This window comes from Psychrobacter sp. DAB_AL43B (assembly GCF_900168255.1).
GTDB lineage: Bacteria > Pseudomonadota > Gammaproteobacteria > Pseudomonadales > Moraxellaceae > Psychrobacter.
Map to the genome: position 1 here is coordinate 1,523,729 of NZ_LT799838.1, position 24,064 is coordinate 1,547,792.

Annotated in this window: 15 protein-coding genes; 3 read left to right on the forward strand and 12 right to left on the reverse strand. The window is 41.7% G+C overall.

What is annotated here, in order from left to right; all coding sequences use genetic code 11:
- Positions 1 to 26: 26 nt before the first annotated feature.
- From argF to dnaB, 3 genes are all read right to left on the reverse strand, one after another.
- Complete coding sequence (gene argF / locus DABAL43B_RS06760; protein ID WP_079691660.1) at positions 27 to 950, reverse strand: ornithine carbamoyltransferase; 924 nt, start codon at positions 948 to 950, stop codon at positions 27 to 29.
- Positions 951 to 1,160: 210 nt separating this feature from the next.
- On the reverse strand, positions 1,161 to 2,261 hold the full coding sequence (alr, locus tag DABAL43B_RS06765; RefSeq protein ID WP_079691661.1) for an alanine racemase: 1,101 nt from the start codon (positions 2,259 to 2,261) through the stop codon (positions 1,161 to 1,163).
- Between the two features lie 113 nt (positions 2,262 to 2,374).
- Entirely contained in the window at positions 2,375 to 3,778 is a 1,404-nt protein-coding gene (dnaB, locus tag DABAL43B_RS06770) for a replicative DNA helicase (RefSeq protein WP_079691662.1), read from the reverse strand.
- A 356-nt stretch (positions 3,779 to 4,134) separates the two neighbouring features.
- Between dnaB and pdxA the strand changes: the two genes are divergently transcribed.
- The gene (gene pdxA / locus DABAL43B_RS06775; protein ID WP_079693059.1) at positions 4,135 to 5,232 is read left to right on the forward strand and encodes a 4-hydroxythreonine-4-phosphate dehydrogenase PdxA; all 1,098 of its coding nucleotides are present in this window, start codon (positions 4,135 to 4,137) and stop codon (positions 5,230 to 5,232) included.
- A gap of 248 nt (positions 5,233 to 5,480) precedes the next feature.
- On the opposite strand, the gene DABAL43B_RS06780 is transcribed toward pdxA, so the two are convergent.
- On the reverse strand, positions 5,481 to 5,987 hold the full coding sequence (locus DABAL43B_RS06780; protein ID WP_145952513.1) for a hypothetical protein: 507 nt from the start codon (positions 5,985 to 5,987) through the stop codon (positions 5,481 to 5,483).
- An 816-nt stretch (positions 5,988 to 6,803) separates the two neighbouring features.
- Here DABAL43B_RS06780 and rsmA point away from each other — a divergent pair.
- Both rsmA and DABAL43B_RS06795 read left to right on the forward strand, forming a co-directional pair.
- Entirely contained in the window at positions 6,804 to 7,667 is an 864-nt protein-coding gene (gene rsmA, locus DABAL43B_RS06790) for a 16S rRNA (adenine(1518)-N(6)/adenine(1519)-N(6))-dimethyltransferase RsmA (RefSeq protein ID WP_079691665.1), read from the forward strand.
- A gap of 283 nt (positions 7,668 to 7,950) precedes the next feature.
- Complete coding sequence (locus DABAL43B_RS06795; RefSeq protein ID WP_079691666.1) at positions 7,951 to 8,793, forward strand: symmetrical bis(5'-nucleosyl)-tetraphosphatase; 843 nt, start codon at positions 7,951 to 7,953, stop codon at positions 8,791 to 8,793.
- Between the two features lie 81 nt (positions 8,794 to 8,874).
- On the opposite strand, the gene DABAL43B_RS06800 is transcribed toward DABAL43B_RS06795, so the two are convergent.
- From DABAL43B_RS06800 to DABAL43B_RS06835, 8 genes are all read right to left on the reverse strand, one after another.
- Complete coding sequence (locus DABAL43B_RS06800; RefSeq protein ID WP_079691667.1) at positions 8,875 to 11,355, reverse strand: site-specific recombinase; 2,481 nt, start codon at positions 11,353 to 11,355, stop codon at positions 8,875 to 8,877.
- A gap of 420 nt (positions 11,356 to 11,775) precedes the next feature.
- Positions 11,776 to 13,560 (reverse strand): acyl-CoA dehydrogenase C-terminal domain-containing protein, encoded by a 1,785-nt coding sequence (locus tag DABAL43B_RS06805; protein WP_079691668.1) that lies wholly within the window; start codon positions 13,558 to 13,560, stop codon positions 11,776 to 11,778.
- A 454-nt stretch (positions 13,561 to 14,014) separates the two neighbouring features.
- Positions 14,015 to 15,808, reverse strand: coding sequence for an acyl-CoA dehydrogenase C-terminal domain-containing protein (locus tag DABAL43B_RS06810; RefSeq protein WP_079691669.1), 1,794 nt, complete (start codon positions 15,806 to 15,808; stop codon positions 14,015 to 14,017).
- A gap of 351 nt (positions 15,809 to 16,159) precedes the next feature.
- Entirely contained in the window at positions 16,160 to 17,884 is a 1,725-nt protein-coding gene (locus tag DABAL43B_RS06815; protein WP_079691670.1) for a putative bifunctional diguanylate cyclase/phosphodiesterase, read from the reverse strand.
- Between the two features lie 93 nt (positions 17,885 to 17,977).
- Complete coding sequence (locus tag DABAL43B_RS06820) at positions 17,978 to 18,874, reverse strand: 16S rRNA (uracil(1498)-N(3))-methyltransferase (RefSeq protein ID WP_079691671.1); 897 nt, start codon at positions 18,872 to 18,874, stop codon at positions 17,978 to 17,980.
- Positions 18,875 to 19,276: 402 nt separating this feature from the next.
- A complete protein-coding gene (gene metF / locus DABAL43B_RS06825; RefSeq protein WP_079691672.1) occupies positions 19,277 to 20,125 on the reverse strand; it encodes a methylenetetrahydrofolate reductase [NAD(P)H] in 849 nt (282 codons plus the stop codon).
- Between the two features lie 13 nt (positions 20,126 to 20,138).
- Positions 20,139 to 21,563, reverse strand: a complete 1,425-nt coding sequence (ahcY, locus tag DABAL43B_RS06830) for an adenosylhomocysteinase (protein ID WP_079691673.1) — start codon at positions 21,561 to 21,563, stop codon at positions 20,139 to 20,141.
- Positions 21,564 to 21,925: 362 nt separating this feature from the next.
- A complete protein-coding gene (locus DABAL43B_RS06835) occupies positions 21,926 to 23,836 on the reverse strand; it encodes a TonB-dependent receptor plug domain-containing protein (protein WP_079691674.1) in 1,911 nt (636 codons plus the stop codon).
- Positions 23,837 to 24,064: the final 228 nt, after the last annotated feature.

The window sequence follows — 24,064 nt, forward strand, 5'->3', positions numbered from 1 at the left end:
TTTCTTTTATCTAAATAAGATTTTGATTATGCAGGCAGCTTAATCTTATCTTTTAATAAAAATTCCATCAGTGCTTTCTGGGCATGTAAGCGATTTTCAGCTTCGTCCCATACCACTGAACGTGGATCATCAAGCATATCATGAGAAATTTCTTCGCCACGATGGGCAGGCAAGCAATGCATAAACACCACGTCAGGGTCAGCCTTGTCTAATAGCGATGGCGTGACTTGATAAGAGGCAAAACGGCGTGCGCGCGTGTTTTGCTCAGATTCCTGTCCCATACTTGCCCATACATCAGTGACGATTAAGTTCGAATCTTTGGCCGCTTCTTGCACATTTTCGACAATACTAACGCAATGCGAAAAGCGTTTCATTAGCTCAGGATCTGGCTCGAAGCCATAAGGAGCTGCTACTCGCAACTCAAAACCAAACTGATTGGCTGCTTGCATATAAGAGGCACACATATTATTGCCATCACCAACCCAAGTCACGATTTTATTTTCGATACTACCGCGGTGTTCGTAATAGGTCTGCATATCTGCCAGTAACTGGCAGGGATGGTATTCGTCAGTTAGCGCATTGATAATCGGCACGCTAGAATATTCAGCAAAGGTTTCAACCTTTTCATGCCCAAAGGTGCGAATCATAATGATATCGACCATGCTCGATATCACACGCGCTGAGTCTTCAAGCGGCTCACCACGTCCAAGCTGGGTATCATTTGGCGATAAGAAAATAGCACTACCACCGAACTGACCCATACCCGTCTCAAAAGAGATGCGCGTACGGGTTGATGACTTCTCAAATATCATACCTAGCGTACGACCGACAAAAGGCTGATAAATCTCACCAGCATGTTGCATCTTACGCAACTCGCTGGCACGTTTGATGAGATTCTCTAGCTCTTGTTTGGTTAAATCAGATAAGGTTAAAAAATGGCGCAAGCTCATAGCAATCCTAGCAGTCGAACACAGTCAATGAAAAATGATACGTTATCAGCCGTCAATAGCATCGCATTAGTAGCGATACCGTGGTGACAACAAACTTTTAGTATAGCGTAATTACTTTCAATGTAAACGTCCAATTTGCCGTGATTAATCGGTCATTCAAACTAGCAGCCAATTAGTTGTGATCTAGTACGATGATTGTAATGAATAGACTTATATACGATTTGGGCGCGCGCTCAGGCGACACAGCAATTCATAGCTAATTGTACCAGCATGCTTGGCGACTTCATCGACGTGTGGCGCGTCGCCCCACAGTATTACCTTACTATTTAGTGCAATGCTTTCTGGTACGTTGCTGACATCGATGACAATCATATCCATTGCTACCCGTCCAATTACAGTACATGGATAGCGTTGATGATTTATGGCGTCAATGACGGAAACATAAGCATCATCACCAATCACACGTGGATAGCCATCTCCATAGCCGACACTGACCAAAGCGGTTTTAGTGTCTTGTTGCGCCAACCAGCGACTACCATAGCCGATAGCATCACCTGCGTTGATCGTTTGTAGAGCGATAATTTGTGCGCTAAAATCCATGGCTGGTTGTAAGCCTAACTCACGCGCACTTTGATCGATGACAGGCGCACTACCATATAACATAATACCTGGACGTACCCAATCGTGATGATGCTCTGAGAAATTGACGATGCCAGCTGAATTGCACAATGAGCCTTTGGTATCTGCGCTGATCGTTTCTCGCAAAGTACTAAGCATGTCATTGAAACGCTGGATTTGAATAGCGTTTAATGGATGATTGTGGTCATCAGCATTGGCAAAGTGGGTGGTCAAAATCAGCTGATATCCTGCTTCATGCAGCAATTTGGCCGCCGGAATAATGGTTTGATCATTAAAACCTAGGCGGTTCATGCCAGTATTGTATTTTAGCCAAACGACTTGGGTTGCGCTATTAGCGGGTGGCGTGTGTTCTAATGCCCACGCTAATTGCGGCGCATGATGAATCACACAGCTGATATCATATTCAATTGCTTGTCGCCATTCATCGCTAGTAAATGCACCTTCGATAAGACCAATCGTTTTGTCCCAGCCCAACTGCCTTGCTTCTAGCGCCTCTATCAAAGTTGCTACTCCGACACCATCGGCTTGTTGCAACGCTGGCAGGACAGCAGCCACGCCATGTCCATAGGCATTGGCTTTTACCATCGCCAATACTCTAGCCTGTGGTGCAAGTTTTTTAACCTGATTAAGATTATGAATAATGGCTGCTGGTTTAATAGTAATAGTGCGCATAATCGGCTTCTTTTTAGCAAAGTTATAAAATAATAAAGTTATAAAGCCAGTGAGTCATCAATCTAGCTGATGAATCACTGGCTATTTTTATTAATTATTATCTGTCAATTTTATTACTCATCATTCTCGAAACTGGCATTTTGATAATATTCTGGGGTTAAATTGATGAAGCGAGTAAATTGTCCTTCAAAACCCAAACGTATGGTGCCAATAGGGCCGTTACGCTGTTTACCAATGATGATTTCAGCCACACCTTTGTGATCTGTATTCTCATTATAAACCTCATCACGATAGATAAACATAATCAAATCCGCATCCTGCTCAATCGCACCAGATTCACGCAAATCCGACATAATAGGTCGCTTATTAGGGCGATTTTCTAGACTACGGTTAAGCTGCGATAAGGCGATGACGGGACATTCAAGCTCACGTGCCAGCGCTTTAAGGCTACGAGAGATCTCAGAGATTTCTCCAACACGGTTGGTATCAAGACCAGGAACTTTCATTAATTGTAGGTAGTCGACAATGATAGCGCCTAACTTTCCGTCATGGTTTTTGGCGATACGGCGACAACGCGAGCGCAGCTCTGAAGGCGGTAAAGCTGTACTGTCGTCAATATAAAGATGCTTTGACTGCAAATGCTGAATGGCATTCATCATTTTTGCCCATTCATCTTCATTCATTTGTCCAGAGCGCAGATGTGTCTGATTAATCGCGCCCCACGATGACAGCAGACGCATCACGATAGATTCTGCTGGCATCTCCATCGAAAATACTACGACTGGCAGATCTTCATTAAATAAAATCCCTTCCGCCAAGTTCATCGCAAAGGTCGTTTTACCCATCGATGGACGGGCAGCCACAATAACTAAATCGCCTGCTTGTAAACCTTGGGTTTTATTATTTAGTTCTACAAATGGTGTTTGTAGCCCAATCATGCCATCGGGGTTTGATTTAAGCTCTTGTATTTTATCAATGACATTGGTCAATACTGAGGTAATACCAACGGGTCCGCGCTGCTCAGCACGTTTATTATGCTGCTCATTAATACTAAATATTTTTGCTTCAACGTTGTCTAGAATGTCGCTGACCGTTTGATCCTTTGGGTTATAAGCAAGGGTTAGCATGTCATTGCCAGTGGTAATCAGCTGACGTAGCGTAGATAGCTCACGTACGCGCTGAGCATAAGCAGTCAGGTTAAATAAAGTCGCTGGGCTTTGGCTCAAGATATCCGCTAAATAGCTGTCACCACCGGCGCTTTTAAGCAGTTTTTGTGCCTCCAACCAGTCATGTACCATGACCGTATCATAAGGCTCGTTGACCGCTGCTAAATGGGCAATAGCATCAAAAATATACTGGTGTCGTCCAGCATAAAAGTCGTCCTTGGTGACGATATCTGCAATTTTGTCATATGCCTCTTCGATACTCATCAAAGATGCAAGCAAGGCCTTTTCAATATCGATATTGTGCGGCGGTGTTTGATTGAGTAAGTCGTCGGTTTTTTCGGTATCTGCCATGAGTGCCTAATATTTCAAAAGTCGGTATAAAAGTCGTGATAAAAATTATGTAATATGAGAGTTTAGCTGAGTGATGATACAGCAAATAAAGCGCCATGCGTCGCTATGATAGAAGTACCAAAACATGACCTCAGTGTTTGCTTGTAGATGCTACAATGAAAAGCGAAAGTTTAACACATAATACGATTTTTTCGGGCTCTATAAGTAACTATCGAGCCTAGATTGGGGTTGTAATAGGTAAAGAAATCATCTATACAACATGAATGTAATAATTTATTTTAATACTAAAAAATACAATAAAATTAACTGTTTACTATAAATATAAAGGTGCTGTTGTTATGAAGGATATGTCAGATATGCAAAAAAAATTACCGCTATTAATCACAACTGGAGAGCCTGCTGGTATTGGTATGGACGTGGTACTGCTATTAGCACAAGAAGGTAAGTTACAGGATTTTGCGCGACCTATCTGGGTAACTGCTGAAGCTGAAGCTATGCAAGCACGAGCTGATAAATTGGTCGCTGCTGGCGTGTTAACCACTTGTCCCTCTTGGCAAACAATCACGGCACAAGTGAATGCTGATGATTTTGTAGAGCAAATTGCACAGCAGACAGCTGCTTCTAATAATGATAATAAATATACGTTTATTCTACTTGATATTCCTTGTGGCGCCCCTGTAGTCGCAGGTCATATTGATATTAATAATGCTCTGATGGTCGCTCAGCAATTAGATATTGCTCACCAGATGGCGTCAAGTAATACGGTTGCCGCTATCGTAACGGGGCCACTACAAAAATCTGCGCTGATCGATGCAGGTATTAAACTGCTAGATAGCACCATGTTTAGTGGCCATACTGAGTTTTTTATGCAGCAAAGTGGCTGTGATAAAGTGGTCATGATGCTCGCCAATCAAGCCATGAAAGTGGCACTCGTTACGACACACTTGGCGTTAAAAGATGTGCCTGCCGCTATTACCGCCGATAATGTGCGCCAAACGGTACAAATTGTTATCGATGATATGCAAGAGAAGTTTGGTTTAACGAAGCCACGTATTTTGGTTTGCGGTCTTAATCCACATGCTGGCGAGGGTGGGCATTTAGGTACGGAAGAAATTGATATTATTAATCCAGTATTACAAGAGTTTATAAAGGCTGGCGTAGATATCTCTGAGGCGATGCCTGCTGATACGCTATTCACTCCAAGGCATTTGGCGAATTGTGATGCGGTGATTGCTATGTATCATGACCAAGGTTTGCCAGTACTTAAATCCCACGGTTTTGGCGATACCGTCAATCTAACTTTAGGATTGCCTTATATTCGTACATCAGTTGATCATGGTACTGCGCTTGATTTGGCAGGGCGGGGCGGCGCTAGTGCCACTAGCTTGTATCAAGCATTATTAATGGCAAATGAGATGGCAGATAAATCGCTTATTAATAGACCTCTTGTATAAGTCGGTGCCTTAGCGAGATGTGTAACGCAGTATTGGATAATTTTAGTGTGAGTAATACCTATTTATGAATCGTCAAACACGACCTAATATAAGTGGTTCCACTATAGCAGTCTATTTTGAGTAGTCTGTTAATTGATTAATGACACTGATTAGGTGGTTCCATTAGGGTATACCCCAAGGGAACCAGTTGACTATGTTGATTCATCGTTAGGCTTGGGCCTAAACAGTCGCTAATGATTTCGGTGTATTTATAAATATACTGTGATTGCTGTAACAATATGATCTGGATATTCAGCAGAATAAGGTAATAGATAATTTGTAGTAATATACACTCCTTCTAGTATATCTTCTGATTCCAACGGATTTGGCTTTAGGTAATGAGTATCTCCATGGCCATAGTAAAAATAAAATCCAAGTTCGTATTTCAGTAGATCAAGCCTATCCCCTATTTTTAATTTTTTTAACAAATACCCTGAATATTTGCTCATTACATGTATGCCAGTTAATATGGATTCATCTCCACTGAACTCTAAAACTATATTATTATCCCAGTAGCAATAAATCTCATTTATATGTATACCACCTATAGTCATCTCATCTCTATGGAAAAAAAACCATAAATTATGAGTTGATAGCACATCACATTCTTCCTTCGTAGGTTTATAAATATGTTCTGTGCTTTTTTTAAAATAGTCAAAACTTATCCCTAACTTTATACCAGCAGCCTGAATACCTGGAACAATATCTGCGTCCATTACTGGTTCTATCTTTATCATTGAATTACCCATTGACTGTTTTGATCTCTGCTAACGATTTCGTAGTTATTAATATACATACAATACTAGCAGTTCGATGCCTGTATAGGGAACCAAACTTACTTTGAACCACTTTTGAGGAAGATAACATCATGGAATCATTGGAGAAAATGCTTTTTAGTATTATGGCAATCGTTTTCTGCTTAAGTCTATCCGCTTGTAACTACGGTATTTTTGATTGGAATAATCAAAATCTCGATAAAAGAAAAGATTATAAGAATCGGAGTAGTTGTACTACTGACCAACAAAGTGTTGCGAGGATACAATTACAAGATAGCTATAACAAAGCAACTGATCAGGATATTTTTGAAAAATGTACTACTAATTCTAACTATAGGTTTAAATCCGATCCTAAGTATAAGCAGTAGAATTAAGAAGCTCGCCATCACGGCAAACCCAATTATTCCTATAAAAGCTATCTAGAAAATTTGATCATGATGACTATTTTTAAGCTTAAAAAGCTAACGTTCTGTACACTACAAAGTACACTGTCATGATTTTAATAGCTCTACCTATTAGTGTATGTAGCCTACAGCCAAAGATTTAAGTCCTCACTAGGGAACCATATTATAGCAAATGGTTTAAGAACCAAAAAAGGCACTGTGTCGGTTGTGCTAAGGTAGGGGCGGTTTACTAATAAAGTGTCTCAAAAATACAGCCTAATTATGAGCTGTGTTATAATTTGCCATTATAAAGCCAGTATATCGCTGGCATTGCCTTATCGACCATTTCTTTTTTATCTATTAAGAATTTTTTATGTCCAAAATTTCGTTTGATGCTCAGTCTATTTCTAACAGCCTACGCGCTGCCAAACACCAACCACGTAAACGCTTTGGTCAAAATTTCTTACATGACCGTAGTGTTATCCGTGAGATTGTTGAGAGCATTCGTCTAGAGCGCGATGATAATCTCATTGAGATTGGGCCGGGTATGGGTGCTTTGACTGAGCCATTATTGGCAGAAGTGGATGCGATGACCGTGGTAGAGCTGGATCGTGATTTGGCAGATAGCCTGCGTATTCGTATCGGTGCCAACAGCCATCCAAACTTTACGATTATCAAAGACAATGCTATGCATGTCGATTATCGTGAGCTATACAGCGATGAGCGCGGTAAGCTACGTGTAGTTGGTAATCTGCCATATAACATCTCTACGCCTATCTTATTTCATCTGCTCAGCTATGCCGATGTGATTCAAGACATGCACTTTATGCTGCAAAAAGAGGTGGTCGAGCGGATTACTGCTGATGTCGGTAGTAAGACCTATGGCCGCTTGTCTGTCATCATGCAATATCACTGCGATACAGATTATTTGCTGACCGTACCCCGCGGCGCATTCAATCCGCCACCGAAAGTGACCAGTGCTGTTTTTCGACTAACGCCGCATATTAATAAGCCAGTCGTGGCAGAAGATGAAGAGTATTTTGCGATTGTTGTACGCGAAACCTTTAATCATCGCCGTAAGACGTTACGCGCTATCTTTAAGAAGTCGACCTTGTTACCGACGTTGAGCGAAGAGGATTTTGCGGCTTGCGCTATCGACCCACAAGCCCGCCCTGAAACATTAAGTGTGAAAGATTTTGTGAACTTAAGCAATCAGGCACGCAAGGTAGAGGTTTAAATTATTAAAGTAGCTTTAAATGCATCAACATATAGTCGATTCACTTTAAAAAGAATGCAGTATTGCTAGTATAAGTTTCTCGAAGCCTCTGTCTGGCGAAGCGCACAGTAAGCGAGAAAAATTTATACCAGCAGAATATTGTAAAAATCGTATATATGCTATTTTGAACTTATTCTACAGAAGTTATCGATACATTTAACTGATGTTTACCTATAATAAGAGTCAATTTCTATCATAAAAAATGACCATACAAAAACTATCACATACAAATCATCGAGGTATTATGAGTTTTCGCCAGCAGTATGTCATCGGTGATTTGCAAGGCTGCTATGCTGCGTATCTTCAGCTACTTGAAATATTAGATTTTGATCCTACCCAAGATAAATTATGGTTTGCCGGTGACTTGGTGGCACGCGGTGAAGACTCGTTAAATACTTTGCGTCATGTCAAAGCATTGTGTGAGCAGGGCGCAGCAGCAACGGTGCTTGGCAATCATGATATTAATTTGCTCGCAGTATGGCGCGGGGTGACGAAAATTAAGAAAAAAGATAAGACGGCACCGATTTTTGCCGCCGATGACTGTGATGAATTACTTGATTGGTTACGCCATCAGCCCATATTGGCTTATCCTGATGAGCATACGGTATTGGTACATGCTGGTATTCCACCGCATTGGAGTATTGAGGAAGCTGCAAACTATGCACAGCAGTTGGAATCACAGCTACGCGGTAGTTTAAAGCAGCTCGATAAATTATTACCACATTTATATAACAAGACGGCCGATGATTGGCATGCAGGCATTAATGGTTTTACCAAAATGCGAGCGATTGCCAATTATTTTACTCGTATGCGCTTATGTAAGCAGGATGGGTCGCTTGAATTCAGTTTTGCGGCAGGTTTAGATGAGTCCATGCCAAAAGATTTTTTACCTTGGTTTGAATGGCACGCACCGCGTAGCCGTAAGATACTATTTGGTCATTGGGCCGCGCTTAAAGGTGAGATTGATTTGCCGTATGCGCGTGCGCTTGATGGTGGCTGCGTTTGGGGCAATCATCTACTGGCGTATCGTTTGAGTGATGGCAAAGCCATAACGTCAAGTGCGCATTGCTTGCTGCCATCATCTTAGCATCTTAATCTTACTGCCATCATTTTAGTGCTGTAATTTTGCTGCTATCATTGTAAATCTAGAAGCCATCAAATCGCCCCATTAACTGGGTAGATTTGGTGGTTTTTTTGGTTTAGGCAGCGGCGTTTTGGCATCGCCAGCGGCTTTGTTATCAGGATTGCTATCATTACTTTCATCATCAGCTATCGTCTGATTACCCTCATTGAACGCTGTATGAGCTTTATCATACTGAATATCCTGAGTATAAGGGACGCTGTTCAGTTCCTCATCTATCAGACCATCATCAAGATCAATAGTCTTTTTAGTGCTTACTTGATTAGTCGTGGTATGTGCTGCACGGCTTTTTAATGCTGGATCAACATTATCATTCGATGTCTGATTGCTATAATCTATGTCTGTTACCGCTTGCTCATTTTGCATGCTTTTCTGTTTAGATTTAGGCAATATTTTCACATCAGATAAGCGGCGCACCACATAGTTATTGGGTATGGGGTGTCCGCTTTGATTAGAAGTTGTATCGTCAAAAATCATATGTCCTTGGCTATCGATACGCGCGTACTTCATTGGCTTATCACGTGGCCAGAAAAAATCAGATGGATGGGTCAAGATGTGACTAAAAAGCTGCTTGGTCAGACGACTCCAATCGACAAACTTCACCTCTTTTGATCTTAATGCTACGAATAGCGCCAATGAGAAACTGACCATTAAGTTGACCATACCGATAAGCCCAACGCCAAGGACAGAAAGTAGCACAATCTGCCAATCCAATTGATTGGCGGATATATTAAATAAGCCATGAGCCAAATTGGCTGAGGCAAAGGCAATATGGCGAATATCAATCGGTAAACCAAATAAGAAGCCGATCGTTGCGGTGCTACCTAAGAATACCCCGAATATAAAATTGCCCATAATAGCGCCCAGATTGGACTCTACAAAGCCGCCTAGACGCTGAAGCCATGCTTTAGGTAGTAAGTATTTTAGAAGTCTATGGCGCTGAATGCGGGCACCGATTTGGTTGTAGACAGCTAAATTGTCATAGTAGCCTGCAATCAGACCGGATAAAAATAAATAGACGCCAGCAATAGCAGCGTGAGGTAGCGCTAGTGAGCGAAAGGGGTCTAAGTCATGTAGTAGGTGCGCCGCCTTATCAGTATTGATCATCGGCGTACCCGTATACTGTAGCCACGCAAAAGAGATAATAAGGGCGACCGGTATTGCTACCATAATATTACCCATAATCGCGACAAACTGGGTACGCAAAATATCGACCACCAATTCTGATAGCTTGTTAAGTTGGTGTGATTTTTTCCCAGAGGCATCCGATATGGTAGAGGCGATAGCAGCAGCAGTCATGGCTGGCTGCTTGGTGGCGACCGTACCATGGACGATATGAATAAAAACAAAACCCAACCCATAAATCATGCTATTTATAAAGGCACGCCCCATCGGAGCAAGTGCTAGGTGGTACGTCAATATCTTAGTAGTAGCCATAAAAGCAATGATAAAACCGCCAATAGAGGCTTTTTTAAACATCTTTCGGTAGCCGGCTTTATCGGTACTAATATAATGCTCGCCGACACGGCCGGCATTTTCGGTGACTTTGCGCGATAGCAGCTTGGTATTGTTGTCAATCAAATAACCGATGCTATAGCGGCGACTAGCAGTGGTAATCAGTGCTTGAATCAGCTCTATTACTGCCTGATCACGCTTATCGTGGTTGTCTGAGACCAGTTCAGTTAAAATACGCATACGCTGTAAACTTTGATCTAAGCGTAACATCATGTTAGTCAAACGGATGGAGATACCGGTTTTATAAATGCGCTTACGTATGGTGGCGACGATGTCTTCACATTGTTCAATCATGACCAATAAAGGCGCTGGATCGACGGCTTTTTCTGGAATGATATCCGTTAAGTTATCAAGCTCATGCGCTTCCCGATATTGATTGACGTATAATACGGCTTCTTGATTTTGTGCGACGAATGCGGCTGAATAGTTCAGCATTTGCGGATAAGATTCCATTAAATCTGGATGTAAACCAATGCCGCTAATACGATAAGATAAAATGATGATGGCGTTTAAAATGCTATTTTTTGCGGTAGCAACTAAGTCTAAATGCTCATCATTGACTTTGAGTAAATCAACCAGCGCATCCCATTTCTCTGTATCGATATTGCTCAGCCAGCGCTCATCAGTGCGTTTATCAAACAAATACCCAACCAGTTCGACCACAGAGTCTTCTTGCGGTAATAGCGGCAAAAAACGATGACCCATTAAACGGCGTAAGCTAATAAAAAATCCCTGATCTGACATGATGCCAGTATCAGTGTAGAGGGCAATTTGGCGATATTGAATAATGAGTTTTAGAACGAAGCTTGACAGTCCATCTCCATACTCTGGATGCTGACGTAGAACCTCAATCAGATGCTGCATATTTTGATTGGCTAAACAGGGTTCTTTATCACTGACCCGAAGCTCATCGATTAAACGTTTTAGTACTGCAGGATCAGGTACATCACTCAGTGCAGTAATCTGTTGTAAAATGTGTTTTATTTCTGACACATCGCATCCTTCATTATGGTTAATTCAATCATTGTTATTATTCAGTATTTGCAATGCAATAGGGGCTTATAGTAGTTTTTTAGTGTTTTCTGCAGTAAATGGCGCTATCAATATTGCAATAACATTACAATAAGTTTGCAATAAATATCACTATTACTTTATGAGTTGAAAATTTTATAAGTGGTTCAGTTAAGCTAAAGCGGTTTCAGCTTTGCGTTATTTTAATCGCAAGCACGCCTATAAGGTTAATTATTTTGTTAGCAGTTATTTTTTAGATAATTTTTAGACAGTTTTTTAAGTAATGTTTAATACCATTTTTAATTTTTTTACACTATTTGGGCAAAAAAAGGGACAGTATGCACTGTCCCTTTAATAAGTATTTTATAAATTAATTATGACAATCACGTATGTAAGAGCCACTTAGCTGATCGCGATATTAAAGTAGTCAAGATCAAAACTCATAATCGGATCACTACCTGCTTTGACCATTTGCGCATGGGCATCGATGCGTGGTAAAACACGACCAACGAAGTAGTCAGCAAGCTTGGCTTTATTGGTATAAAACTCACCTTCTTTGCCATCAGCGGCTTCTATCATCATAGCAAACATATATGAGTAGCATAAGTAACCGACCGTATGTAGATAATCTACCGCACAGCCATTAATCTCACTCTTACGCGTACTAATATTAGCAAGAACTGTTTTGGTTAGCTCTTCAACGGTATCAGCGGCGTCTAATGTGGCTTGTTTGATACCATGGTCAGCTTGCATGCTGCTGATATAATCACGAATTTCACCTAAGAAATGGGTGATGTATTTACCTTCATTGCGTGCAACTTTACGACCTAATAAATCAAGGGCTTGAATACCGTTTGCGCCTTCATAAATCTGGGCAATACGCGTATCACGAACGATTTGTTCCATGCCCCATTCGCGCACATAACCATGACCACCAAATACTTGCTGGCAATCAACCGTTGCTTCTAGCGCTTTATCGGTTAAGAATGCTTTAGCCACTGGTGTCAATAATGCCACACGAGCCGCCGCCGCTTGAGCCGCTTCAGGGTCAGTACTGAATTTTTCCGTATCAAGTTGTTTGGCAACATACATCGCAAAACAGCGTGATGCTTCAGAGTTTACTTTAGCATTTAATAACATGCGACGTACATCGGCATGGTGAATGATAGCGTCAGCCGGTTTTTCTGGGCTTTGAATTTGCGTGTCGCTACGACCTTGACCGCGATCGAGTGCATATAGTGCCGCATTTTGATAAGCAAGCTCAGTACCACCAAGACCTTGCAGACCCATTGTCACGCGCTCATAGTTCATCATGATAAACATGGATGATAAACCAGTATTTTCTGGACCAACCATCCAGCCTTTGGCATTATCAAAGTTCATCACACAAGTCGCAGAGGCTTTGATACCCATTTTGTGCTCAATAGAGCCGGCTGCTAGCGTATTGCGCTCGCCTAAGCTACCATCTTCGTTGACCAAGAATTTTGGCACAACAAATAGCGAGATACCTTTTGAACCAGCAGGGGCGTCTGGGGTTTTTGCCAATACCAAATGAATGATATTGTCGGTTAAGTCATGCTCACCGCCAGTGATAAAGATTTTGGTGCCTGAGATGTTGAAGCTACCATCTTCGTTTGGGACGGCTTTGGTTTTGATGATACCCAAATCTGTACCTGCATGCGGTTCAGTTAAGCACATCGTACCTGACCATTCGCCAGAATACATTTTTTCTAGGTAAGTTTGTTTTTGCTCATCACTACCGGCAGCATTCAAACATAGTGTCGCACCAACGGTCAGGTTAGGGTAAAGGGCAAACGATTGGTTGGCTGTAAAAACCATTTCTTCCGCTAGCATGGTTACCATTTTTGGAAAACCTTGACCGCCGTATTCAGGATTGCCGCCAAGACCAACCCAACCAGACTCCGCATATTGCTTATAAGCTTCTTTAAAACCTGCCGGAGTCTTCACAACGCCATCGCCTTCGTATGTAGCGCCTTCTTCATCACCACTACGGTTAATAGGCAGCAGAATGTTTTTGGAGATTTTTGCCATTTCTTCTAAAACCATGTCGACCGTTTCCATGTCAACATGAGATAAGCTTTCGTTGTTTTGCCAAAATTCATGAGCTTTAAATACGTCATTTAGGATAAAACGCATGTCGTTAAGAGGGGCGTTATAAACAGCCATAAACATTCCTTTGGTTCAAATGAATAAAAGTGAGTTGGACGAAGTTTTTCAATTGTTCTTTTGAGTTAAAATTAACTATTAGTAGTAGCTAAATTTTAGCAAATTAGCGTATAAACGGGTGTATTTCTTCGTGAATTGTGCGTACACCAAAAGTATTCTTAAATGATAGCATTTATAAAAATAAGATTGGTTTTTTTAAAAGTGTTTAATTTACTAAGCGTATTATTCACTATTGTTGAAACGGTCATTATTATGCTAAAAGTGATTTATTGAAAAATAATTTAGCGAGAATTGACTTGTTAAGAAAATATTCTGGATACAGCAGCCATATCGTTGTATTGAGCGACTTATTCTGTCCGTGCTAAGAAAATCGGCAACACACCTTGGTATGTTGCCGATAGGATAGGCACTATGAAGATAAACAAAACATCTAATCAGAAATTTAACGCGTCAATTAAAACGCAAATTGATCAACATCCATGCTCATATACGGCTCAACGCCAGTAGCAATGCGCTGTACGTGGGTGGTCGTACGTGGCAATAATTTAGCAAAGTAAAACTGTGCTGTTTTCACTTTGGCATCATAGAACGCTTGTTCGCTGCTACCATTTGCGATTTCGGTTTGTGCGATTAGGGCCATACGTGCCCATAAGTAAGCTAAAGTTACGTAGCCACTGAAATATAAGTAATCAACAGCAGCGCCACCAACGGCATCTGGATTTTCAGTAGCTTGCATACTAATACGCGCTGTCAAATCACCCCATTCTTTTAGATGCTTGGCAAGTGGACGGATAAACTGACCCATCTCATCATTGTCTTTATTTTCGTCACAGAATGTTTGGATGATTTGGACGAAGTTTGCCAGTAGCTTACCTTGTGAGCCTAAAACTTTACGACCTAATAAATCTAGCGCTTGGATTTCAGTGGTACCTTCGTACAAGCAAGCAATACGCGTATCACGAACGTTCTGTTCCATACCCCATTCGCTGATAAAGCCGTGACCACCATAAACTTGGACGCCATGGTTAGCTGCTTCCAAACCAGTCTCAGTCAAGAAAGCTTTAGCAATTGGGGTCAATAGTGACAACATTTGATCAGCAAACTTAAGCTCGTCGCCTTCACCTTTTGCCACAGTATCAGCAAAATGTGAGAGGTAATAAACCAGTGCACGACCACCTTCAGCAAAGGCTTTTTCGGTCAATAGCATATTGCGCACTGCTGGATGCACGATGATAGGATCAGCAACTTTTTCTGGCGCTTTGACACCTGATAATGAACGCATTGCTAGGCGGTCTTTGGCATAGGTTAATGAACCTTGGAATGCATACTCAGCGGCCGTCAAGCCTTGTACAGCAGTACCGATACGAGCAACGTTCATGAAAGTAAACATGCACTGTAGACCACGGTTTTCAGGGCCAATCAAGTAACCTGTTGCGCCGTCGAAGTTCATGACACAAGTCGCAGAGGCTTTGATACCCATTTTGTGCTCGATAGAACCGCAAACCACTTGATTGTTTTCGCCTAGGCTGTTGTCTTCGTTGATCATCACTTTAGGTACGATAAACAATGAGATGCCTTTAGTACCGGCAGGTGCGCCTGGTAGACGAGCCAAACAGATATGAATGATATTATCAGTTAAGTCGTGCTCACCGGCTGAGATGAAGATTTTTTGACCAGTGATGCTATAAGTACCATCTTCTTTAGGCTCGGCTTTAGTACGAATGATACCCAAATCAGAGCCAGCATGGGCTTCAGTCAAGCACATGGTACCTGACCATTCACCAGTGACCATTTTTTCTAGATAGGTTTGCTTTTGCGCTTCAGTACCATGATGCTCGATGGTTTGGATGGCGCCATGTGATAGACCAGGGTACATAGAGAATGACCAGTTAGCCGTACCAACCATCTCATTAATGACAGTCGATAGTGAAAACGGCATGTTTTGACCACCGAATTCTTCTTCTGCAGACAATGCTGGGAAGCCAAGCTCACAGTAAGCTTTATAAGCTTCTTTAAAACCTTTTGGTGTGGTCACTTTACCATTGTCAAACTGACAGCCTTCAGCATCACCGCTTTGGTTTAACGGCGATAGCTCATTTTCGGCAAAGCTTGCTGCCATCTCAAACAGGCTGTCCATCAACTCACGATCGGCTTCTTGAAAAGCAGGCAAGGTTTTGTAGTGGCTTTCGCTATCAAGTAACTCATGCATGACAAATTGGATATCACGTAGGGGCGCTTTATATTGCATAACTTCCTGTCCTTTTTTTAGTGTATGACCAACAGCGCTGCTGCGACTAAGCGATAGTAGGACTATATAGTTAAGTCTTAGTTGCTAGTGTTTGGCATCGGGTTTGTCGACATTATCAACAAGCAATAATGCCGGTCATATGAGATAACATTGAGAAGAGTAAAAAGAATTATCACTGTATTCGTAAATTCTTGGTAAAAGATAGGCGTTCACTGGCAAATATACAAGTTTGGTGACAATACTGATAAGTCATCAACCTGTCTTGCATCCTATGTACAATATAGCTTAAACGCCAAAGAACTTAATAATACTTGTAGGAAAACTCAATCTATTCACTTCTACATCGTCCCTCTAACAATCTTTATTTTTAGACAAATGTTGTTGCATTAACATATCGGTCGCAACTTCAGCAGGCATAGGTTTACCAAACCAATAACCTTGACCATATTGGCAACCCATGGTTAACAGTAAGTCACGTTGTTGCTCATTTTCGATGCCTTCTGCGATGACCTGCATATCCAGTGCCTGTGCTAATTGCAAAATAGCTTTTACAATAGCGTGTTGGGTTCGATCGCCTGTGATTTTAGAGATAAAACTCTTATCAATCTTAATAAAATCAAAGGGATATTCTTGTAGATAGCTTAAGGAGGCGTAGCCAGTACCAAAGTCATCTAACGCAAGACAAATTCCCAACTCTTTAAGCAAATTAAGCTGTTTCTTTACATTGGAATGGCGTTTTATTAAAGAGGATTCTGTCACTTCAATATGTAATTGATGCGCTGCAATCTTATGTTGTACAAGTAAATTGCTGACCAAATCGAAAAAGTCAGGATGACTGAATTCAGCGGCATCCGCATTGATACAGATATGTTGATTGAAGCCAAGTGTTTGCCAAACTGACAACTGCTCAGCGATTTGTGTCGCCATTTGAGAAAATAGCTCAAGCGATAGTTTATGAGCGATAATTGCATCAATAAAATCAATGGGTTGTAGTAATCCGCGAGTGGGATGTTGCCAGCGTACCAATGCTTCAAAACCTGTAATCTCGCCCGTATCCAATGCAAATTTAGGTTGAAAGTAGGGTATGAACTGACCTTCGCTGGTGGCCGTTCTAAGCTCAGATTCTAGCTGTATATGGTGCGCGTTAAACTCATTAATAGATTTTTGATACCAACAAACATCATCGCCACCGTGCTGCTTGACATAATTTAAGGCTTTCTCCGCTTTGGTCAATAATCCTATAAATTCATTATCATTTTTAGGAAAATAGCTGACCCCAACAGAGATATGGCAATAAACCTCTGATCCTTTTGTAGAGTTGTTATTTAAAAAGAAAGGACGCTCACACATTTGCATTAAGCTGTCTAACTGATGGCGTACCATATTGGCATCTTTACATTCAAATAGTAAAGCAAAGTCATCACCACCAAAATGAGAAAAACAGCGTAAATGATCAAGTTCCAGCGCTTTAATTCGCAGGACAAAGTTTTCTACTAAGGTATTGATGCAATCAGGTCCTAGTAAAATAGCAAGATTACGATAACCGTCAATGTTTAAGCGGGCAATGATCACTTCTTGATAGCTGTCTAACAGTAACTCACTTGTCTGACTTAAAAACACCTTGCGGTTTGGCAGCCCAGTAAGTTGATCATAATTAAGCAGATGTACCAGCTTTTTTTTATTTTTAGCAACAATGGACATATTTCGAATTTTACCGACGTAGTATGCTGTGTCATCCAGATAAATTCTTCGGTAGGTAATATGACAATCGAGGGTCTGTCCGTAGCGGTTTGCCATTGAAAAATCGCTTTCATAAAACCCTGTACTATCTAAGCTGTTGGTCAGATTCTTTAATACCGCTTGTTCTTCTTCTGATAAAAATTCAGCAGCGTATACACCAAGTGGACGTCCAAGCAAAAAAGCTTCCGTATAACCAAGCATCAGCTCATAGGTGGCATTGACCGACAAATAGCGCAAATTTTTATCTAAGATGAATATGGCATCTTCAAATTGCTCGCATAATTCGACCAATAATTGATGTTTGTCTTCCAGTGGCATAGGGGTAAAAGCAGTCATAACTGGACTCATAAAATGATTTTAAAATCGATAAAAAGAGCTTGTGGCTGGCTAATTAAAAACTTGTTTAAGTATAAGCGTTTTACGCTGTTGTTAAGGAGCAATAAGAGGCAAAAGTGCATGCAACGTTGCCAGCGCCACCACAGGCGCAGTTTCAGTGCGTAACACTCTTACCCCAATTTGCCAAGGCTCAAAGCCGACGTTTTGTGCTTGCAGACATTCGTCATCACTTAATCCTCCCTCAGGACCAATTAATAATTCAATATAAGGGTTTTTTTTCTGTAATGCAGTCGATAGTGACTCAGGCATAGCGGGCTGTCCTGCCGCTGGTACGCTCAGTTGTAAGCGTAAATCTGCTGGCTGTTGTAATAATTGATAATAGGAGTCTTGACTGAGCATAGCGACGATAGAGCTGACTGACATGACGTCATTTAAAGGCGTTATAGTCGATGCAATCGTTGCGGATTTGAGCCAATCATTGATAGAAATGGGGGCAAGGATAAGGGGCGGGCGATTAAGACCACATTGCTCACAGGCGGCAATAGCGACTTGCTGCCAATGGGCTAGCTTTTTTTCTACTTGTGCAGGTTTTAGATTAACCTCACCATGATGACTGCTTAACAATTGAATGGCAGTCACACCAAGCTCAGTCGATTTTTGAATCGCATAGTCCATACGTTCGCCACGGCTCATCACGAGACCGATTTTAGTAAGCACCGGTGCACTGCGGTCATCGTTTGTATGAGCCAGTAAAGTCACAGTCGCGTGCTTTTTACTGATGGTTTGTAGCTGTACCTGATACTCACCACCAAAACCATCAAATAAAATCCCTTGGTCACCAATCTTTGCCCGTAACACACGGCACCAATGATGCACGATGCTCTCTGTTAATTCAGCACTGCCTCCAATAGGCAAGGTGCTAAGCTGAGGGTAACTGGTATCTGTTCCATTACTGATGTCATTGCTGGTAGCATAAAAAAAACGTCGCACGGTCGCTTAGTCCTATAATGTGAATGCTGATACTTTTAAATATCTTAGCAGAATATCGTTTGAGTGGGTAAAGGTATCTTCGGGATTACAACTGTTCTAGTGCTTATCTTCTAATACTCATTTTTTAATACGTATGGTACAACATTGATTATTATCATTTTTAAGGCTATAAAAAATGGCTGTTTTAATCAAAAGCGTAAGCTATAGTCAGTCCTAAATAAAAAAGTACAAATATTATAACGCGCTACTGGGATAAATTTTCCTTGCTTGCTGTGCCTGCGCAGACAGAGGCAGCGCAAAATTTGTCCCAGTAGCACTGTTTTTTTATAGTGAATCGACTATACAACAAAAAACTGGCGCTCCTAAGAACGCCAGTCATTAAATGATAAATTGAGCAATTGTTTACGCAGAAAGTCCCAATGCTTCAACCAAACGTTTATTTGGCTCAACCTTATTCATGCTATAAAAATGCATGGCGGGCACGCCCTCAGCGATTAAGCGCTCACATAAGCGATAGACGACCTCAAAACCAAATTCACGAATGGCCTTGCTATCATCACCAAAATCAGCCAATTGCTTACGCACATAACGCGGAATATCAGCGCCACAGCTATCAGCAAAGCGTACCAGATTGCTAGAGTTGGTAATCGGCATAATACCAGCAACCAATGGCTGAGCGATGGTATCGATACCACGCTTCTCTAAGGTATCACGCAAATACAGATAGCTATCGGCGTTATAGAAAAACTGCGTAATCGACGCATTGGCGCCAGCTTGGTATTTATTAACCAAGTTATCGATATCAGACTCAAAGCTACGTGCTTGAGGATGCATCTCAGGATAGGCGGCCACTTCGATATGAAAATGATCGCCTGAATGTTCACGGATAAACTTCACCAAGTCTACCGCAAACGGCAGCTCGCCCATACCAACTTGACCTGACGGCAAGTCACCACGAAGCGCTACCAGACGCTTAATGCCCAAGCTTTTATAAAGATCCAGTAATTCAGCGATTTCCGCTTTATCATCACCGATACAAGACATATGCGGTGCAATGTCAGTATTACCGCGTACGCACAATGCTTGAACGATATCCAAAGTGCGGCTACGCGTTGAGCCGCCCGCACCGTAAGTTACCGAAAAATACGCAGGCGATAGCTTGTTCAGCTCATCATAAGTGCTGAGGAGCTTTTCGTGTCCTTGCTCGGTTTTGGCCGGAAAAAACTCAAAGGAGAAAGCAGGCTTAGTCACAGTCTGGCTCCTTTTAGTATTTATAAGCGTCAGGCTTAAATGGACCTTCGACAGGCACACCCAAATACTCAGCTTGTTTTTCAGTCAGCTTGGTCAAAGTACCATTAAAACCAGCAACCATCGCAGCGGCCACTTCTTCGTCTAGTTTCTTCGGTAATACTTTGACGTATAAGTTTTCGGTACGCGTATCCACTGGCAATTCAGCGAATTTTTCTTCAAACAGATACATCTGTGCCAATACTTGGTTAGCAAATGAGCCGTCCATCACACGTGATGGGTGACCCGTTGCGTTACCTAGGTTCACTAAGCGACCTTCAGCAAGCAAAATCAAATAGTCGTTCTCATCGTCTGAGCGGAAGATTTGATGGACTTGTGGCTTAATCTCAACCCAGCGCCAGTTATCACGCATAAACTGAGTGTCAATTTCGGTATCAAAGTGACCGATATTACAAACGACTGCACCAGGTTTTAGCGCCGCAAGCATATGTTTGTCACAAACATGATAGTTGCCCGTAGTGGTGACAATCATGTCGGTGTCTTCGAGTAAGCGAGTATTGATGTTTTCTGCGCCGCCAGTGTTATCGCCATTGATGTAAGGGGATAATACTTCAAAACCGTCCATACAAGCCTGCATAGCGCAGATAGGATCAACTTCTGAAACACGGACAATCATGCCTTCTTGACGTAAGCTTTGCGTAGAGCCTTTACCAACATCACCATAACCGATAACTAAAGCGCGGCGACCAGCAAGGAACATGTCAGTAGCACGTTTGATAGCGTCATTTAAGCTATGACGGCAGCCGTATTTGTTGTCGTTTTTAGACTTGGTAACTGCATCGTTGACGTTGATCGCTGGTACTTTTAGCGACCCTTTATTTAACATCTCAACCAAGCGATGGACGCCGGTAGTGGTTTCTTCTGAGATACCATGGATATTATCAAGTAGCTCTGCATAATCATTATGAATCAAAGCAGTCAAATCGCCGCCATCATCCAAGATTAAATTGGCATCCCAAAGCTGACCTGATGCTTCACCGCCTACATGGATTTGTTGACGTAAGCACCATTCGTATTCTTCTTCGGTTTCGCCTTTCCAAGCATAAACAGAGATACCAGCAGCAGCAATAGCAGCAGCAGCGTGGTCTTGGGTTGAGAAGATGTTACATGAGGTCCAACGTACTTCAGCACCTAGCGCAATGAGCGTCTCGATAAGAACGGCGGTCTGGATGGTCATGTGGATACAGCCAGCGATTTTCGCGCCTTTAAGCGGCTGATCCGCTTCGTAGCGACGACGCAAACCCATTAGGGCAGGCATTTCAGCTTCAGCAAGGGTAATTTCACGGCGGCCGTAATCAGCTAAGCTGATGTCAGCGACTTTATAGTCAGTGAAAGCGGGGTTGATCGTATGGGCAGATGGGGTGTTAGACACTGCGTCCATAATATGCTCCTATCAGTGGTTAATTTATGATAAAAAGAATAATAACGCAGGTGCCGTTGTTATGCTGTCAAAGACTGAAATAACCAGTATCAAACAGTTTACCGAGCCTAACATGATGAATATATCAGCTTATTTTGCTTATGAAGCGCAAACATAACAATCAATTCATATGGTGCAACACCTCTCGGAGGTCGTTATTGTAATTGATGGCAGTTAATTTGTCACCTATTGGCTGTGGAAAATAGTAAGCGCTCATGACACACAAAATTTCTTTAGATTATTGAGACCCATAAAAAAGGCCACCTAATAAATAGATGACCTTAATTATTAATAATAGGGTTTGCAATTTGGGCTAAGTAATTTTAGAACCAGTTATAGGTTAATGAGGTAAAGAAATTAATACCGTCAGTATTATAGTCTGGCACCGTAATGTATTTCTCATTGGTGATATTATTTAAACGAGCAGTCATAGTGAGGTCATCTGTCAGTTGGTAATTACCACTGATATTCAACAGCCCATAATTATCGACAGGTTGGGTTTCACCGTTATCATTATAATAATCGCCTACATATTCATATTCAGCACGAATATCTAAGCTTGGTAGACGATAGCCAGCGTATATCAAACCTTTATGTTCAGGACGAATTTTTAGGAATTTTCCGTCATTGCTGCCGCCAGTATCGTTTTTAGCCTGCTGATAATCATAGCTACCGCCGAACAGATAGTTATCGACTATCCAATCTGATGTTAAGGTAACGCCTTCAATTTTTGCCTTATCGACGTTTTCACTGCCACCTGCCCAAGGGTTATTGGCCGTTGGTTTTGCGACATAACTGATTAAATCATCGACTTTATTGTGATAGCCAGTCAAACGCGTCGACTGAAGGTTGTTATCATATTCAATAAAAGCTTCATAGTTGTCGCTGTTTTCGGGCTTTAAATCAGCGTTCCCTGAGCCGGGGTAGTAAAGGTCGTTAAATGAAGGAGCGCGAAACCCTTTTGCGTAGCTTACACCAAGACGAAGATTGGGGTTGATGTGATAAGCACCACCTAAATTATAAGTGGTTTGGTCACCATACTGAGAGTTGTCATCAAAGCGTAAGTTAGCTTGTGCATCGAATTGGTTATTGGTCATTACATAGCCCAAAAATGCACTGGTAACGTCACGGTCATCGATTTCATAAGCCGTCGTATCGATACTTTGGTTTAAATATTCCACGCCATAGACACCTTTACCGACAGGCAAAGTATGTTGTCCAACCAAGCTTATTTGATCTTGCTTAGTGTCGTAGCGGCTACTATAGGCACTATGGTCATCAATTTTATCGATAGAATGACCGTATTGTAATTTAACTGAAGAGTCTGTGAGATAACGCCAGTCAATAAAAACTTGGGCCGCGCCATTTTCTTGATTAGAATAGACATTGGCCAAATCGGTACTGTCGTACTCAGTGGTTGATTTGCTATATAGCGCACTTGCTCCAGCTGACCACTGCTCATTGATACGTTGGGTTAAAGCAGCGCTAAAGTTGTCGCTCTCAAAACCATCGTCATCACTGTTGTAGTTATAGATATTTGAAGGTAGGGCGGCATTGAAGCCGTCTGTTTCATTGTGACTGGCTGAAAGGCTCAATGCCGTGCCATTGTCATTGGTAAACTGAGCACTAGCACCGTACAGATATTGATTATGAGAGCCGACGCCAGCAGTCACTGAAAGATTGGTTTTTTTAACATTTGAACCTTTAGTAAAGACTTGAATGACACCGCCCATCGCATCGGCACCGTAAATACTGGAACCTGAGGCGCCATACAATATTTCGATACGGTCAATTTGATCAGCAGGAAGTAGTTGCAGCGAAGCGCCTCCATCACTTACAGAGCTATAACGTATGCCATCGATAAGCACCAATATTTGCTTATTATCATAACCGCGCATATAAAAGTTTGAAACCTTGCCAACACCGCCATTGCTGTAATGACTAAATCCCGGCTGACGCTTTAATACATCAAGGGCACTTTGACCTTGATAACGTTGCAATTCTTCGCTATCGATTACACGAGTTTGGGCGATAACGTTGCTCGTCTTAGTGGGCGTACGCGTCGCTGTTACGACGATTTTATCAAGCTCAACTTCTGGTAGCTCGCTATCATTCATGGCGCTGACGATATTTAGTTCATTAGTGGTAGCTGTTGCATTCATGGCAAATACGCTAAGCGTGCTTAAAATACATAACCGAAGATAGGTAGTCGAAGATGTACGTGATAAAGCCATATTTAATTCCAAATTGGTCAAATAAATAAGATACAGAAGAGAGAGCCAAGAAGTTAAAAATTACAAAAAGTAATAAATAGATTACACGTCGCCATTATCTATAAAAGTGCTCGACTTATAAACCACTTTAACCTAATTTTTATTCATCATAAGGTGAATATCTCTCAAGGTTGGCTGGTCTTTATTGGCTTAACTGCTATCAGCGACTCTTACAAGGTTATTAGATAA

Coding starts and splice junctions, on each gene's coding strand:
- DABAL43B_RS06780 (WP_145952513.1), bottom strand. CDS start 5,987: ATGGACGCAGATATTGTTCCAGGTATTCAGGCTGCTGGTATAAAGTTA.
- pdxA (WP_079693059.1), top strand. CDS start 4,135: ATGCAAAAAAAATTACCGCTATTAATCACAACTGGAGAGCCTGCTGGT.
- DABAL43B_RS06815 (WP_079691670.1), bottom strand. CDS start 17,884: ATGACTGCTTTTACCCCTATGCCACTGGAAGACAAACATCAATTATTG.
- rsmA (WP_079691665.1), top strand. CDS start 6,804: ATGTCCAAAATTTCGTTTGATGCTCAGTCTATTTCTAACAGCCTACGC.
- ahcY (WP_079691673.1), bottom strand. CDS start 21,563: ATGGACGCAGTGTCTAACACCCCATCTGCCCATACGATCAACCCCGCT.
- alr (WP_079691661.1), bottom strand. CDS start 2,261: ATGCGCACTATTACTATTAAACCAGCAGCCATTATTCATAATCTTAAT.
- dnaB (WP_079691662.1), bottom strand. CDS start 3,778: ATGGCAGATACCGAAAAAACCGACGACTTACTCAATCAAACACCGCCG.
- argF (WP_079691660.1), bottom strand. CDS start 950: ATGAGCTTGCGCCATTTTTTAACCTTATCTGATTTAACCAAACAAGAG.
- DABAL43B_RS06805 (WP_079691668.1), bottom strand. CDS start 13,560: ATGGCTGTTTATAACGCCCCTCTTAACGACATGCGTTTTATCCTAAAT.
- DABAL43B_RS06795 (WP_079691666.1), top strand. CDS start 7,951: ATGAGTTTTCGCCAGCAGTATGTCATCGGTGATTTGCAAGGCTGCTAT.
- DABAL43B_RS06810 (WP_079691669.1), bottom strand. CDS start 15,808: ATGCAATATAAAGCGCCCCTACGTGATATCCAATTTGTCATGCATGAG.
- DABAL43B_RS06835 (WP_079691674.1), bottom strand. CDS start 23,836: ATGGCTTTATCACGTACATCTTCGACTACCTATCTTCGGTTATGTATT.